The organism is Burkholderia singularis (assembly GCF_900176645.1).
GTDB classification, from domain to species: domain Bacteria; phylum Pseudomonadota; class Gammaproteobacteria; order Burkholderiales; family Burkholderiaceae; genus Burkholderia; species Burkholderia singularis.
In genome coordinates this window covers 1-15538 of sequence record NZ_FXAN01000037.1, presented here as the reverse complement: position 1 = coordinate 15538, position 15538 = coordinate 1, and the positions used below count along the sequence as shown (strand labels likewise).

Sequence of the window (15538 nt, the reverse complement as noted above, 5' to 3'; positions counted from 1 at the left end):
GTTTACATCCCGACCGTCACGCGCGTCGTGTTCGCGCGCTTCAGGTTCCGGTAACGCGCCAGCGCCCAGAGCGGGAAGAATTTCCGATAGCCGTGATAACGCAAATAGAACACGCGCGGAAAACCTGTTGCGGTAAAACGCGCCTCGTCCCACAGGCCATGCTCGCACTGCGTGCCGAGCAGATAATCGATCCCGCGCGCGACGGCCGGATGATTGACTTCGCCCGCCGCCATCAGGCCGAGCAATGCCCAGGCGGTCTGCGACGACGTGCTCGGCGCGCGCTCGTAGCCGCGATAGTCGAGCTTGTAGCTGTCGCCGTCCTCGCCCCAGCCGCCGTCCGGGTTCTGAACCGACAGCAGCCATTGCGCGCCGCGCTTCACGCGCGGGTCGTCATGGCCAAGGCCGGCCGCGTTCAGCGCGCACAGCGCGCTCCACGTGCCGTAGATGTAGTTCATCCCCCAGCGGCCATACCAGCTACCATCGGCTTCCTGCTCGTTCAGCAGATAGTCGAGCGCGCGGCGCGCCGGCTCGCTCGCGGCGGGCGTCTCGCCCAGTTGCGCGAGCATCGACAGGCAGCGGCCCGATACGTCGGCGGTCGGCGGATCGAGCAGCGCGCCGTGATCCGAGAACGGAATGTTGTTCAGATAATGGTGAGTGTTTTCCGGCTCGAACGCGCCCCAGCCGCCATCGCTGCTCTGCATGCCGACCACCCACTCGCGCGCGCGCGCGATCGATTCGCGATACGCGTGCGGCTGCGCGGCTTGGGCTTGGCCTTGCGCGCCCCGTTCTTTCGCGGCCCGGTCCATCGCCATCGCAACCACCGCCGTATCGTCGACATCCGGATAATGCGGATTCGCGTACTGGAACGCCCAGCCGCCCGGACGCACGTTCGGCCGGCGCACGATCCAGTCGCCACGCACGTCGAGAATCTGCAGCGGACGCAGCCAGTCGAGCCCGCGCGCGGCCGCGTCGATCGCACGCGCGTCGCCCGTCTCGATCAGCGCGTGCGCGGCAAGCGATGTATCCCAAACCGGCGACAAGCACGGCTGGCAATAAGCCTCGTCGTCGCCGACGACGAGCAATTTTTCGATCGACCGGCGCGCGATCGCGCGGTTCGGATGATCTTCAGGCAGCCCAAGTGCCGCGTACATCATCACTGCGTTCGCCATGGCCGGGTAAATCGCGCCGAGGCCGTCCTCGCCGTTCAGCCGCTCGTCGACGAACGCAACCGCCCGGTTGATCGCGCGCTCGCGCGAATAGCTCGGCAGCAAGCCGTCGACGAGCCGCAGCATACCGTCGACCGCGCGGAAAAACATGAACCAGCCGGTGCTCTGATGCGGTTGCTTCGGCAGCAGCCCGGTGTTGACGGGCGGGCTCTTGAACAGCTCGTCGATACGCACGCCACGCGGGTTCTTCGCAACCGGCCGCTTCGCGTTCAGCACGAGAAGCGGCACGATCACGGTACGCGCCCAATACGACACTTTCGACAAATGGAACGGGAACCACTGCGGCAGCAGCATCACCTCGACCGGCATCATCGGCACCGCATACCACGGCACGACACCATAAAGTGCGAGCTGAATCCGCGTGAACACATTCGACATCTCCGCGCCGCCCATCGCGTGGATCGCGCGGCGCGCGCGCTGCATGTGCTCGGCGTTCTCATCGTCACCGATCACTTTCAGCGCGAAATAGGCCTTCACGCTCGCGCTGATGTTCGGCGCGCCGTCGGTAAACAGCGGCCAGCCGCCGTCCGGTTGCTGGATGCGGCGCAGGTAGCGCGCGATCTTCTGCTCGAGTTCGATATTCGGCGTCTCGCCCAGATAGTGGACGAGCAGCACGTATTCGGCGGGAATGGTCGAATCGGCTTCCAGCTCATAGACCCAATGGCCATCCGGGTTCTGGGCGCAGAGCAGCGCATCGGTCGCACGCGCGACGGCGGCGTCGAGCGCGGCGGCCGCAGACGTTGCGGATGCCGCGTGCGTATCAACGGACGCATCGGATGCGTCGAGCGTTTGCATATCGGTCATGTCGTTCATCGGTCCCTCTCTCATTGCCAGCACGCGCATCCGGCCGGTTCGCCGGATTCGGGCGCGTGCCCGTTGTCGCGGGTCGGCCTGCGGCCGTCCAGACGCCCGCGAACGTCTGCTTCGGCACGCACTTGCGCATGCCGGGGCATGGCGCTCGCCACGCGGGCCGCGCGCGGCTTGCGCCTATTCCATCGGATCAAAACAATGCGTAACGCGCCGCGAGCAGCAGCATGCGCGCGCGCGGCTTGCGCAGCGGTGCGCGCGGCGGCGCGAAACCGCGTGCCACCGCGGCTTCGAGAATCAGCCGGTAGGCGCCCGACATAATGCGCGGCGCGCGCACCTGCACACGGGGCGATGCGTCCATTACCGCATCGGCCTGCGCGAAATGCCGCTGCGCGCGCTCGACGAGCGTCGCGCATACGCGCGGCAACGCCGGGTCGCGCGCGATCGTGCGCGGATCGGCAAGCGCGATTGCCTCGCGCGCGAGCAGCTCGCGCGGCAGGTAGCAGCGGTTGATCGCCGCGTCGTCGTCGATATCGCGCAGGATGTTCGTCAGTTGCAGCGCACGGCCAAGGTGGTGCGACAGCAGCCGGCCCGGCTCATCCGGCATCCCGAAAATCCTCACCGATAGCCGACCGGCCGCACTCGCGACGCGGTCGCAATACAGATCGAGCGTCGCGTCGTCCGGCGCGCAGATATCCTCGGCCGCGTCCATCGCCATCCCGTCGATCATTGCGTGAAAATCGTCGCGCCGCAGCCCGAATTTCTCGATCTCGCGCGTGAGCGGCACGAGCGACGCACGCGGGCGGCCCGCGTAGCAAGCGTCGATGTCGGCGCGCCAGCGCTCGAGCTGCGCCGCGCGCTCGACGCGCGAGCCGCCTTCGTCGGCGATGTCGTCGACCGCGCGGCAAAACGCGTACACCTGGAACATCGCGTCGCGCTGCCCGGCAGGCAGGATGCGCATCGCTAGATAGAAAGAGCTGCCCGATGTGACGGCAGCGGCGTCGGTTTCGGTATCGTCCACCACGGGATTGGAAACGGCCAAGACGAGCTCCGCTAAGGCGCCCTTACAGGGCGATTGAAGAAGCCATGCCCGGCTGGGGATGGTAAATGCGTGCGAGATGCGCGAACGATCGGCGCAGACAGGCACAAATTACCGGCGGGAAGCCGGAATTGGCCGAGAGTATAGCAATCTTTGACAGTCGATGCCGCCCGATTCGCCCGGCCGTGCAATCCGCCATGCTCCGGTAAGATGCGCACACGGGCAAACGGCCGCGCGGGCCGCCGCCAATCAACCAATCAACACAATCACGAACCTAGAGAGACTGCCTTGCCAATCGAACCGCACAACGCAGCGCCTGCTGCCACTCGCCATGCCGCGTCGGCATCCGAGCCGCCGGCTGCACCATTCGTGCTCGTGCACGGCGCCTGGCATGGCGCGTGGGCCTATTCGCGCGTGATCCCGGCGCTTGCCGCCCACGGCCACGCGGCCATCGCCGGCGATTTGCCCGCGCACGGCGCCAATGCGCGCTTTCCCGCGTCATTCTTCAAGCGTCCGCTCGACGCGGCCGCGTTCGCAGGCGAGCCGTCGCCCATCGCGGGCACGACGCTCGACGATTACGTCGACCATGTGCTGCGCACCATCGATCAGGCCCGCGCACTCGGTCATGAACGAGTCGTGCTCGTCGGCCATAGCATGGGCGGCCTCGCGGTCACGCTGGCCGCCGAGCGCGCGCCGCAGAAGATTGCCAAGCTCGTTTACCTGGCGGCATTCATGCCGGCGGCGGGCACGACAGCGCTCGACTACACGCGCGGGCCGGAAAATCGCGGCGAGATGCTCGGCGCGCTGATGATGGCCAGCCCGAAAACCACCGGCGCACTGCGGCTGGACCCGCACAGCGACGATCCGGCCTATCGTGCCGCAGCCAAGCGCGCGCTCTGCGACGACGCAACCGACGCCGACTACACCGCGTTCGGCCGTCTATTGAGCTGCGACACCCCCGCAGCGCCGTTCGCGGCGCGCATCGAGACGACGTCCGGGCGCTGGGGCGCGATCGAGCGCCATTACATCCGGTGCCTGCGCGACCATACGTTGCTGCCTGCGCTGCAACAGCGTTTCATCGACGAAGCCGACGCGTTCACGCCCGGCAACCGGACGCACGTGCATGCGCTCGACAGCAGTCACTCGCCGTTCATCTCCCAGCCGCAACGGCTCGCCGACCTGCTGGCCGATATCGCCCGAAGCTGACGCGGACAGCCGGCACCCGGCCGGCGCACGGCCGCGTTCATCGATGACGGGTGCTAGCTGAACGCGACCGAGCAATTGCGCCCTTGCCGCTTCGCACGGTAAAGCGCGGCGTCGGCCTGGTTGACGAGCGTCTCGTGCGTGAGGGTGCCGGGGCGCGCGGCCGCGCCGCCGACGCTCGCCGTCACCGGCACCCGCGCGCCTTCGGCGTCGAACGGCGCGCTGCCGATCGCCTGCCGTATCTTTTCGGCAACGCTCATCGCCTCGTCGAGCGATGTGCAAGGCAGCAACAGCGCGAACTCCTCGCCGCCGAAACGGCCAAACGTATCTTGCGATCGCACCACGTCCGCGACGCGGCGCGCCATCACGCGCAACACGTTGTCGCCGACGACATGGCCGAAACGGTCGTTGATCGTCTTGAAGTGGTCGAGATCGAACAGCAGCACCGATAAATTGCCGCCGTAACGCTGCCAGCGCGTGAACTCGTCGCTGAGCCGCGCTTCGAAGAAGCGCCGGTTCGCGATGCCGGTGAGCCCGTCGAGGTTTGCATATTCCTGCAGCTTCGCGACCGCTTCCTCCCGCTCGCGCTGCATCACGCTGACGTGCGTGACATCGGCGATCGTCACGCACACCGCCTCGACTTCGCGGCCGCGCGTGATCGGCACGAACGTGCAGTCCTGCTGCATGAAATCGACGCCGCCCGTGATCGGCCGGTCGTGATCGAAGCGGAACAGATACGGCCGCTGCTCCCACGAACTGAACGCGAAGCTGCCGAGCTGGAACACGCTTTCGAGCTTACGCGCAAGCCACGCGCGCGGCAGCTCGGGAAAGCAATCGAACAGGTTGCGCCCGATCACGTCGGCCGCCGCGACGCCGCTGTGATCGTGCATGAACCGATTCCACATCAGCACGTTCATCGCACGGTCGAGCACGAAAATGCCGAAGCTGACTCGTTCGATGACAAGATCGCTCAGCGAAGGATGAGGGTTCATAAACTGGACAGCAGGAAATCGAGCGCGTCGCTCATCTGGTGGATCGAATCTTCCGCGAGCAGCATCACGAAGTGAGGGCGAAAGCTATCGTCGGCCACGCCGAAATTCACCTCGAGCAGTAGCGTCTCGCGCCACGCGAGCACGTTGGGCGGGAACACGTCGTCGAACGTCACGTCCGCGCCGAGCAGCCCCGGCGGCGAAAATACGGGCGTGCGGCCCAGCTCGTCGAGAATCGCGGACACGCATGCGCCCATCAGCACGTTTGCCACATCGAACACGAACTCGGCCTGCGTGAGCGCTTCCCACTCGTCATCGTCGTAGGCGTCGAACAGCAGCGCCAAGCGCTCGACTTCGGAGCTGCGGCAAAGCATCAGCGCCTCGCCCTTGATATCCGAGCGAAAGCCCTGGCGCACGGCGGTCACGTTATCGTCGATGCCGGTCATGTCGCGCAGCACGCGGCAAACGTCGGCCGAGCGCACGACGCGCACGCGCGGCACCGAAAGCTCGATGAAAGTGCCGAAAAGCAGCGCAAGGCGCGCCGCCGCGCGCCCCATCGCGAGGTTGGCGATCTCCTGCAATGCGTCGCGCTGCTCCGCCGTCAACATCGTGTCAACCATACAACCCATACTCCCTGAGAATGGGCAGCAAAGCTTCCGGCGTAACAGGCTTCGCAACGAATGCCGCCGCGCCCAGCTCGCGCACGCGCGCTTGCGCCTTCGGCTGGATGTCGGCGGAAACGACGATCACGAACGTGTTCAGATCCTCGTCACGCAACGCCTCGAGCACCTGATAGCCGCTCATGTCGGGCATCGTCAGATCGAGAAACATCACCGACGCCTTGCCGTCTCGATACAGCGTCAGCGCCTCTTGGCCGTTCGACGCGTAGGTCACGTCGACGTCCCAGTCCGCCGGCAGCGCCTTGGTCAGCAGCTTGCGCGCAAGCAGAGAATCATCAGCGATCACAATCGGCAGAGGCATGGCAGTCGCGGCGGTAAGCGGAGTCGTCTGCCTCGCGTTAACGACGATTCGCCGCGCATCTTTAGGAAGAAGCGACAAGTGGTAATGCGAGGCACAGGCATCGCCCGGGCATCACGGGCGAATTCCGCATAGAGAGGTGATGCGGAATTCTCAGAGTAAACCCGGTGCGTTGCAACTCGCCGTTTTTTCCGGTCAGAACAGAATTGATTAACTCGAATTCGAATCCGGGAATAGCTCGAATTGTTTTCGCGATAACCACGCAAATTATTCTTTTGCTTACGTTTGCGCTTTTGGATTCGTCGCTGTTTGCGGCGCCGCGCACAATCGTCGAAAAAACTGCCATCGCGCACGCCGCGCCGGGGTCCCGAGTGCGTGCGCGAGTCGTTTATGATGCCGATCAAGCTCTTTCGCAATCGATCGATCATGACGCCCGAACGGCCCGACGCCTCCCGTCCCACTCCACCCGACGCAGATTGGGAGGATGACGCGTCGTTCGCCGCCGCACCCGAGCAGGATTTCGCGATGCGGCGCATCACGCTGATCGTGATGCTCGTGGCCGCCATCGTGCTGCCATGCATTTATGTTGCGGTCATGGCGTACAACGATCTGCGCACGCGCGAAGCAACCGCGCGCGACGTGACGATGCGCACCGTGCGCGTGGCCGAAGAGCATGCGCTGAAGGTGTTCGATCTATCGGAGACGCTCGATGCGCGCATCGTCGATCTCGTTCAGGATCTCGACGACAACGCGATTCGCAATGCCGAAGCGGATATTCACGATGCGCTCAATACGATCGGCGGCGGCTATCCGCAGGTCGCGTCGGTGTCGATCTTCGGCGCGAGCGGGATGCTGCTCGCGAACAGCCTCTATTACCCGGCGCCTTATGCGTCGATCGCGAATCGCGACGATTTCGTCGGCATCCGCGACGGCAAGGTGACAGAGCACATCTCGCGCGTGATGCCGGGGCCGGCCAGGGCGCCCAGTTCCGGGCCCGTGTTCAATACCGGCGTCGCGCGCCGCCACAGCGACGGAACGTTCGCGGGCATGGTATCGATCGCGTTGAAAGCGTCCTATTTCGTCGCGTTCTATCGCGATCTGCTGGGCGGCGCGGATACGCCCATGACGATGTCGCTCACGCGCAGCAACGATGAAGTGCTCGTGTCCTACCCGCCCGCGCCGCACGGCGCGGCAGCCGGCGGCGAGGCCAACGGCGGGGCAGGCAACGGCGCCGGTCATGCGGCGGCCGACGACGATTCTGCGACGCGGCCGGGCAATGGCCGCATTGAGCATCGGGCCGGCGTCATGCAAGTGAAGCGCGACGGCGACAGCGAGATCGTCGCGTACCGGCAAGTCGGCAGCTATCCGGTGTTCGTGTCGTGCGCATACCGGACGTCCGCGATCCGCCGAGCTTGGTATGAGCACCTGAGCGTGCTTTTCATCTCGATGTTCGCGCCGTCCGCCGCGCTATGGAGCGTGATCTGGCTGTCGCTCAAGCGGCTGCGGGCGGAAGAGCAGGCGTGGGAGCGCTGGCAGGCCGAAGCGTCGATGCGGCGCTCGATCGAATCGGCGTATCGGCAGTCGCGCAAGATGGAGGCGCTCGGCAATCTCGTCGGCAGCGTCGCGCACGATTTCAACAACCTGCTGATGATCATTTCGAGTAACACGCAGATCGTCCGGCGGCGCGGCATTCAGCATCTCGACACGGAGCTGGCCGCAATCGAGCGCGCGCTGAAGAACGGGCAGTCGCTCACGCGGCAGTTGCTCGGCGTCGCGCGCAAGCAGCCGCTGCGCAACGAAACCATCGACGTCGCGCAGTGGCTCGCGTCGTGCCGCGAATTGCTGAAGACATCGCTCGGCTCGAAATCGTCGCTCGTCGTCGATACGCAGCCGGATCTGTGGCCGGTACGGATCGACGTCGCGGAACTCGAGCTCGCGATGATCAATCTCTCCGTCAATGCGCGCGACGCCATGCCACAAGGCGGCTGCTTTACGATCCGCGCGCACAACATCGTCTTTCGCCGCGAGGACGGTTTTCCGCTGACTGGCGACTTCGTGCAGATCTCGGTGGAGGATACCGGACGCGGCATGCCGCCCGACGTGCTGGCGCGCGCGTTCGAACCGCTTTTCACGACCAAGGCAAACGGGATGGGCACCGGGCTCGGCCTGCCGCAGGTATTCGCGTTCTGCGAACGCTCGGGCGGCCTTGCGACGATCGACAGCAAGGTAGGCGCCGGCACGTCGGTTCGCCTTTATCTGCCGCGCGCCGCGGCAGCCGCAAAAGCCGCGAATACGGACGGCGGCACGGGCAACAGCGTCGAGGCGGGCGCGAGTGCGCGCGCGGCCCGTGCGACCGGAAATCAGACAAAGACGTCCGCTGGACTGAAAATTCTGCTGGTCGAGGACAACGGCGAAGTCGCGGCGGGCACTGAAGCGCTGCTCGAACTGCTCGGCCATCAGATCACGCACGCATCGAACGCGGACGATGCGCTACGGATGTTGAATCAGACGGACGCGAGTCCTTCGGCGCCTCGCGCATTCGATCTCGTGATCTCCGATATCCATATGCCGGGTACGCTGAACGGCCTCGACCTCGCCGAAGCCATCGAGCGCGCGGACACGAAGCTGCCGGTCATTCTGATTACCGGCTATGCGAAGGAATTCGACCGGACCCGCCATGTCAACGCGCGCTTGCTGTCAAAGCCGTTCGATATCGCGCTCCTCGACGGCATGCTTCAGACAATCCAGCAAGAGCGCGACGCACGGCTTGCCGCTCAAGCGAGCGATTGAGCGGCAAGCGGCAGCGGGGATTCGCGGTGACGAGCGCGGTTTGCCGGCCGGTGCGTGCGCCATCCAATCAAGCCGATTTTGCGTGCAGGCGCACCCAGCTCGCGTAGCGGTCGACGAAACCTTGCAGGAATTTACGCGTATCGTCATTGACGATATTGCCCTGCGCATCGATTCGCGCCGGATCATGCCGGACGAACATCTCGGGTTGGCCGAGCGTCGGCGCATCGAAATAGGCGAGCACGTTACGCAAATGCTGCTGCGACAGCGCGGTGCCGGTCGCGCCGGGCGACGTGCCGAGCACGGCGGCCGGCTTGCCAGCCCATGAATTGCTGCCCCACGGGCGCGAACCCCAATCGAGCGCGTTCTTCAGCACGCCGGGAATCGAGCGGTTGTATTCGGGCGTGACGAACAACAAACCCTGTGCCGCTTCAATCGATTGTTTGAAGCGTTTCGCAACCTCGGGAAAATCCGCATCGTAATCCTGACTGTACAGCGGCAGTTCGCCGATTTCGACCGACTCGAACGACAGGTCTGCCGGCGCGAGCGACATCACGGCTTTCGCGAGCGCGCGGTTTGATGATTCACGCCGCAGGCTGCCGACGATCACTGCAATACGATAAGTCATCAGAATCTCCTTCCGTTCAGTTGAGAATCATTAGCATTACTTGTCGGTCGCGTAATAAACGGCCTTTTTGTTGGCAAACCCACTTTTGCCCCGACACATCGGGGGTTCACAGCGGATTTCCACAAAGTTTTCCACAGAAAATGTGGATAACTTGATTGGTATATCGGCTGGTTACATTTATGCCAGATGAACGCTGGCCATGAATTCGTCTCACCCCGGCATCGTTCGTAGAGCATATGATGTCGGGCATGATGCGAGAAGCCGCATCGACACGTGCGGATGCAGCGAAACGCCGAGTCTTGCCGACCGAATGCTTCGCGGCACGGCCGCATCGGAAGAATTATCACGCGTTCACGCTCGCGCGGGCGAACGCGCGTGAAATCGACAGGAAATCCTTTCATGGAGCACGCGCGCACGGCATACGACGATCCCGCGTACCTCACCCAATTGCGTCGTGATTTGCTGCGCTTCGCGCGCCTGCAACTGCGTGATGCCGATGCCGCCGAAGACGCGGTCCAAGAGGCACTGGCTGCGGCCTGGGCCCAGTCCGAGCACTTCGACGGGCAGGCAAGCCATAAAACCTGGGTGTTCGGCATCCTGCGCAACAAGCTGATCGATACGATGCGTGCTCGGCGGCGGACCATCAACGCGTCGGCGCTGGACAGCGAACTCGACGGCGAGGCGCTTCTTGAACGCGAGCTATTCTCGGACAATGGACACTGGGCCGCGCATGCAAAGCCTCGCCCCTGGCCGAAACCGGAAACGGTCCTCCAGCAGCGACAATTCTGGATGCTGTTCGACGCATGCCTCGATCACCTGCCCGAGCAGATCGGCCGTGTTTTCATGATGCGAGAATTTCTCGACTTCGATATCGATGATATTTGCGCCGAACTCGAATTGAAGGCGAATCACTGCAGCGTGCTGCTATATCGTGCGCGGATTCGGCTGCGAACATGTCTCACCGAAAAAGGCTTGACGACGGAAGATGCTACTGGGGAAATGTAAGGACATCGCACGGCTTTTGTCCGATCAACTCGATCGACCGCTGTCGCTCGACGAGCGGCTCCGCGTGCATGTCCATCTGCCGACCTGCAGCGGTTGCCGCAATTACCGCTCGCAGATTCGCCTGCTGCGGAATGCTGCGCGCATCGCGAGCGGAAAGGCAGAAGAGCGCAGCGAATGAGCGCAACGGCATGTGCGCATTTCTATTTTTGATGCCGTTTTGAAGTTTTATTTTTAAAAATTACTCGAACAACACTTTGATAGCTTCCGGCGGACGGCCGATAGCTGCGTTGCCGTCATAAACAACGATCGGTCGCTGAAGCAGGATAGGATGCGCGGCGATTGCTTTATACATTTGCTCATCCGACACACCGCGCTCGCCCAGATTGAGATCTTTGTACGGAGCCTCGTTATCGCGCAGCATATCGCTAACCGGGCGTCCGAGTTGCTGGTGCAATGTCTCCAGCTGCGAAGCGGTCAACGGCTGCTTTAGATATTCGACGACTTGGATCTCTTCTCCAGTTGGCTTGAGCGACTCAAGAAGCGCCAAAGTTTCGCGAGATTTGGAGCAGCGGGGATTGTGGTAGATCGTGATCATTGAATTCGAAGGTGGGGAATGGATCGATGGTCCGATTATTTGTATTGTAGCGGGCCAGCACAGCGATTATCACTAGCGCGCTCGGCAGCTCGAAATTTTTAAGGGGCGCATATCACCCCGCCGAAGCTCAAGAGCCCACCCTGTGCCGCCGTGAATTTATGCGCATAAAGAGGGGCGGCGGTGGGTTTGCATAACTTCCGAACTCCATCGGTATGAAGACCACTGGCGTTCTGCATCCATACATCTGCCCGCCCGGCCACCTCTTTAGGCAAGAGTCTCCTCCTGGCTATCGTCGCTGCCTTTATGCGCATAAATCGTCGCTAGCCAAACGACCAATGCGTCGTCCATCAACAACAAATTCATTGAAATATAAAATCTCTCCGGTAGAATTCTTGCAATCAAAATAGGAGTGAAAATTGGCGGCGGAAATCATTGCGGTCACTCAACAAAAGGGCGGCGTAGGCAAGAGCACCATTGCGATGCATCTGGGCGCCGCATTCCATGAGAAAGGTCGGCGCGTACTGGTAATCGACGCGGACGGTCAAAACACTCTCGTTCATTGGTCTAGCGCATCAGCGGACAGCGAAACCGGTATCCCATTTCCCGTCGTCAACCTCGCCGAGGCCGGCGGTCAGATCCATCGCGAAATCAAGAAATTCATCAACGACTACGACATCATCGTCGTAGACTGCCCGCCGTCAATCACTGAAAAAGTATCGGGTGTCGTATTGCTCGCGGCGACGATCGCCGTCATTCCCACGTCGTCATCACCTGCGGATTATTGGTCGAGCGTCGGCCTCGTCAAACTGATCCAGCAAGCTCAGGTGATGAACGAGGATCTCCGAGCAGTATTTCTGCTCAACAAGACCGAGGAAAAGCGCATGCTTACACGCGAATTGAAGCGTGCGCTGGAAGAACTCGGCTTTCCGCTCCTCAAAACACAAATTCCTACGCGAGAGGCCTACAAGCAGGCAATGGCACTTGGCCAGACCGTCCTGCAAATGAACGACCGCGGCGCCAAGCTCGCGGCGGCGGAAATTCGCGCATGCGCCGATGAAATCGTCGCCATGCTGCCCTGACTTTATGCGCATAAAGGATCCTGAATGAAACCCTCCCAATTCGCCAAAGGCTTCCAGGCGCGTCCCGACACGTCGACCAGTGAAAAACGCACGGCGCTTGACCGACTCAACGCCATCGACGGTATTGTCAAATCCGACGCAACACCATCGACCGCACCGACCGGAAAGTCATCGAAGAAAAACATTCCCGTCACGATCGTCGAGACCCCACCAATTGATCAAGCAGACGAGTCCAGCCAATATCGGACGTGGCGAATCGAAAACCGCTATCAACCTGGGCAGGTCATCGAACTTCCGTTGAAGGCGATTAAGCCAAGTCCGTTCAACCCGAGACATTTCTACCTGAAGTCGTCGATCGCCGAACTGGCGGTCAACCTGGCCAAACAGGGCCAACAGCAGGCGATTCACGTCATCCCGGATTACGACAATCCTGGCACCTATTTCGTCAGTGACGGCGGACGCCGGGTTCGTGCGTTGAAAGAAGCGAACAAGGAATCGGTGAAGGCGATCGTCATCGATTTACCCATCGGCCTTCAAAGTTATAAGCTTGGCTATGACTTGAATGTCCAGCGTGATTCGCAAACCGTCTTCGATAACGCAGTGGTCTGGAAGCGCTTTCTCGAGGAAAAGTATTTTCAGAGCCAGAAGGAACTCGCTGAGCACCTCGGGCTCGACGAATCTACGGTTGCGGTAGCGCTATCGATCGGCAAACTGCCGGAGGCAGTGATGCAGGAAATGGTCTCTCGCCCTGATCGCTTCGGCTCGAACATGGCCTACCAAGTAGGTCGCTATCATGCGGCGCGCGGTACCGACGCGACATTGCGTCTCATCAACAAAATTCTTTCCGATGACCTCAGTACTCGCCAAGTCGCCGATATCGTGAAGGGCAGAGCGACTGCGCAGGAAAATCCCAAATCTGCGGGCAGGCAGCGTTATGCGCAACGCTACGAAATCAAGCTCGACGGCGTGTCGGTGGGTGATCTGAAATCGTATGGCGACGACCGCTTGGAACTCCGCCTACGCGGTCTGACGAAGGAAAAGCGCGACGAGATTCTGCTTCAGCTTGAGCGGATGTTGCTGCCGAATTGATCGAGAAATTGATTCAAACAATAAGAAGGGGCCCGGAACCTGAACTGCTCCAAAGATCGGACTGTCGTCCCGTCTTTGGAGTGCAGATCAAAAACCGGGCCCCTTTTTGATGCAATGAAATCAATCCGAGTGCGGTCGAGTCACGCCATCGTTCAAGCTGCGCGGGATTGGCTGAGCGTAAATGACAGCAAATCGCCATCCGTCGGTTCGCCCCAGGTTTTCTGAGCCAACCAATCGAAAAACGCGGTTTCGACAAGTTTCGAGTCCAATCCCCGCCGCCGCCAATCGTCGCGCAGATGCGAGCCCAATGCAGGCAACACATCGGCTTCGAACGACGCTCGCGCAACCTCCCGTTCCGCTTCACCTTGCTCTTCGTAAAGCTGCTTCGCTTCCTTACGGCGATAAGCGTCATATTCGCTGCGCAGGCGCGCTTTCGGATCATCCACCGGCCCGGCAGCCGCCGTACCGCCGGCTTTACCGACGCCCGCGCCAATACTGTTCGGCAACGACTCCACCGTATCGACGGGCGGCGCATAGCCTTTCTTCAACGCATCCTTGAAAAGCGCAGCGCCGCTGCGCACCGGCGGCAACGTCGTGCTGCGCATCCGCTGTTCGGTCAGTTGCAACGCGGCACGGATGCGATTTTCCTCACTATCCGCATACAGCGTTTGTGCTTCCTTCAACGGAATGCCGATCTTCACCATCCGGTCCACGAGCGTGCTGTCGAAAACGTTCGGGTGCTCGTCAAGCGCGAGCATCGGCTGCTTGCGCTCCGACACGCGAAACTGGATTTCGGCGACCCGCCGCCCCTCGCGGTGCTCGACCAACTCGACGAAGATGTTGGTAACCGCATTGACCTCGGCAATGGCCGGGCGTAAATAATCGCGCTTGAAATACTTGTACTCGCGCTTCGCCTCGTCACCGGCTTCGGTATCGGGTGTCCCCGACAAGATCGGCCGCCACCACTCCCAAGGCTCGCGCATGGTCAGATGGCTCGGATTGGTCAAATAGCGCACGCAGATTTCGTACAATGCGAGCCCAGCGCTACTTCGCAACTGGCTCTGGAATTGCAGACTCAGCCGCGCGTACTGAACCGGATCGAGCAGTTTCTTTTTAATCTTCGGCGCAAACGAAAATTCCACCCATACGCGGCGCGTAGTCGGATCCTCCAGAATTTCCGCATCGGCAATCAGCGTCGAGATCCCCCATTTGCGGCCGGGCTTCTGGCTCGACGTGCCGGTACTCCATTCGACTTGCACCGACACCATCCGCCGCAAGTGCTCCTTGACGAGCGCCGTATCGTTGGAGTCGAAAGCCGAATTCGCAACGATATCCGACAGCAACGCGCGATAGGTATCGCCGGAATCGTCCGCTTGCTGGGCAACGGCGAGCAGCACGTTGAACAGCTTGCGGGTCAAGAGGGTAATCTTGCCGCTCTTGGGCTGAATCGCGATCGCCTCGACGGCCTTGCGCAATTCGGCTGAGCTGGCGCTCACCACATCTACATCGGTTTTCTTGGCGCGCTTCGTAGCCATGCGTCAGGGCGGAGGAGAAATTTCCCGAAAGAATAGCGCCTGTGGTGATGCGAGTCCAGAACGGCATACTCACCGTATCCGGTGAAGCCCGCTGATTCGCCACGACTCACCCGATTGCAATCCCGTAAAGGCTCACCGGTCCAAAATCCGGCGATCTCCGACTCACCTTTATGTGTCGCGGAAAACGCGGATAACGACGGTTTCCCAGCTAACGCGAACTGTGACCAAACCACTCCCGTAACGTCTCACCTCAAATCTTGTCGCAAAATTGCGACGGCGGCGTTGCCCCAAATACTGGCCAAGACCTTGCGTCAACTCCGCCAGGGACAAGCACCCGAATACGCAGGCAGATATCGAAGCGGGCAGGCAAAGCTGCCCTGATGCCATAGCCAGCCGGCGCAAGCGGCACAAACGCTAGCGTGAGTATCATCGCCGGATTCGATTCACCATCCCGACTCGCAACAGAACCATAAAGACGCCTGTAACGGCTGTCAACGTCGGACGTAATTTCCCCAGAAGTGTCGAAGTAAAATTCCCCCACCCTGTTCGGACGGTGATCAGCCGGCGATGTGATCGGA

14 protein-coding genes and 2 pseudogenes are annotated in these 15538 nt (G+C 61.7%); 7 read left to right on the top strand and 9 right to left on the bottom strand.

Annotated elements, in window-relative coordinates; genetic code table 11:
* Positions 1–2: 2 nt before the first annotated feature.
* Together shc and hpnD are read right to left on the bottom strand one after the other, a co-directional pair.
* Positions 3–2039, bottom strand: a complete 2037-nt coding sequence (gene shc / locus BSIN_RS05175; RefSeq protein WP_089339756.1) for a squalene--hopene cyclase — start codon at positions 2037–2039, stop codon at positions 3–5.
* Positions 2040–2226: 187 nt separating this feature from the next.
* Positions 2227–3075, bottom strand: coding sequence for a presqualene diphosphate synthase HpnD (gene hpnD / locus BSIN_RS05170; RefSeq protein WP_089339721.1), 849 nt, complete (start codon positions 3073–3075; stop codon positions 2227–2229).
* Between the two features lie 291 nt (positions 3076–3366).
* On the opposite strand from hpnD, the gene BSIN_RS05160 reads away from it, so the two are divergent.
* Entirely contained in the window at positions 3367–4278 is a 912-nt protein-coding gene (locus BSIN_RS05160; protein WP_369828141.1) for an alpha/beta fold hydrolase, read from the top strand.
* 53 nt (positions 4279–4331) lie between these two features.
* Here BSIN_RS05160 and BSIN_RS05155 read toward each other — a convergent pair whose 3' ends face one another.
* The 3 genes from BSIN_RS05155 to BSIN_RS05145 are packed head-to-tail and all read right to left on the bottom strand — an operon-like array spanning position 4332 to position 6245.
* A complete protein-coding gene (locus BSIN_RS05155; RefSeq protein ID WP_069235378.1) occupies positions 4332–5267 on the bottom strand; it encodes a GGDEF domain-containing protein in 936 nt (311 codons plus the stop codon).
* Positions 5264–5884: a chemotaxis protein CheC gene (locus BSIN_RS05150; RefSeq protein WP_089339719.1), complete on the bottom strand. Its 621-nt coding sequence runs from the start codon at positions 5882–5884 to the stop codon at positions 5264–5266. Before BSIN_RS05150 ends, BSIN_RS05155 begins: the two co-directional genes overlap by 4 nt.
* On the bottom strand, positions 5877–6245 hold the full coding sequence (locus BSIN_RS05145; RefSeq protein ID WP_059515639.1) for a response regulator: 369 nt from the start codon (positions 6243–6245) through the stop codon (positions 5877–5879). The genes BSIN_RS05150 and BSIN_RS05145 overlap by 8 nt, the downstream gene beginning before the upstream one ends.
* Before the next feature lie 423 nt (positions 6246–6668).
* Here BSIN_RS05145 and BSIN_RS05135 point away from each other — a divergent pair.
* Together BSIN_RS05135 and BSIN_RS26725 are read left to right on the top strand one after the other, a co-directional pair.
* Positions 6669–8514, top strand: a pseudogene (locus tag BSIN_RS05135) (ATP-binding protein); the annotation flags it as partial.
* Positions 8515–8612: 98 nt separating this feature from the next.
* Positions 8613–9032 (top strand): annotated as a pseudogene (locus tag BSIN_RS26725) (response regulator); the annotation flags it as partial.
* 67 nt (positions 9033–9099) lie between these two features.
* On the opposite strand, the gene BSIN_RS05130 reads toward BSIN_RS26725, so the two are convergent.
* Positions 9100–9657, bottom strand: a complete 558-nt coding sequence (locus BSIN_RS05130; RefSeq protein ID WP_089339717.1) for an NADPH-dependent FMN reductase — start codon at positions 9655–9657, stop codon at positions 9100–9102.
* Positions 9658–10056: 399 nt separating this feature from the next.
* On the opposite strand from BSIN_RS05130, the gene BSIN_RS05125 reads away from it, so the two are divergent.
* Together BSIN_RS05125 and BSIN_RS05120 are read left to right on the top strand one after the other, a co-directional pair.
* Positions 10057–10662 (top strand): RNA polymerase factor sigma-70, encoded by a 606-nt coding sequence (locus BSIN_RS05125; RefSeq protein ID WP_059515635.1) that lies wholly within the window; start codon positions 10057–10059, stop codon positions 10660–10662.
* The gene (locus BSIN_RS05120) at positions 10643–10840 is read left to right on the top strand and encodes a zf-HC2 domain-containing protein (protein ID WP_089339716.1); all 198 of its coding nucleotides are present in this window, start codon (positions 10643–10645) and stop codon (positions 10838–10840) included. Before BSIN_RS05125 ends, BSIN_RS05120 begins: the two co-directional genes overlap by 20 nt.
* A gap of 60 nt (positions 10841–10900) precedes the next feature.
* Here the strand turns inward: BSIN_RS05120 and arsC are convergent, their stop codons facing one another.
* Positions 10901–11257 carry an arsenate reductase (glutaredoxin) gene (gene arsC / locus BSIN_RS05115; RefSeq protein WP_059515631.1) on the bottom strand — a complete coding sequence of 119 codons (357 nt, stop codon included), beginning with the start codon at positions 11255–11257 and terminating at the stop codon, positions 10901–10903.
* Positions 11258–11673: 416 nt separating this feature from the next.
* Here arsC and parA point away from each other — a divergent pair, with 416 nt between their 5' ends.
* Both parA and BSIN_RS05105 read left to right on the top strand, forming a co-directional pair.
* Entirely contained in the window at positions 11674–12336 is a 663-nt protein-coding gene (gene parA / locus BSIN_RS05110) for a ParA family partition ATPase (RefSeq protein WP_059515629.1), read from the top strand.
* A 24-nt stretch (positions 12337–12360) separates the two neighbouring features.
* Positions 12361–13425, top strand: coding sequence for a ParB/RepB/Spo0J family partition protein (locus tag BSIN_RS05105; protein WP_089339715.1), 1065 nt, complete (start codon positions 12361–12363; stop codon positions 13423–13425).
* A 152-nt stretch (positions 13426–13577) separates the two neighbouring features.
* Here the strand turns inward: BSIN_RS05105 and BSIN_RS05100 are convergent, their stop codons facing one another.
* Positions 13578–14960 carry a replication initiation protein gene (locus BSIN_RS05100; protein WP_059515626.1) on the bottom strand — a complete coding sequence of 461 codons (1383 nt, stop codon included), beginning with the start codon at positions 14958–14960 and terminating at the stop codon, positions 13578–13580.
* A gap of 250 nt (positions 14961–15210) precedes the next feature.
* The coding region (locus tag BSIN_RS26170) for a hypothetical protein (RefSeq protein ID WP_218192397.1) at positions 15211–15538 on the bottom strand (328 nt) is incomplete at its 5' end.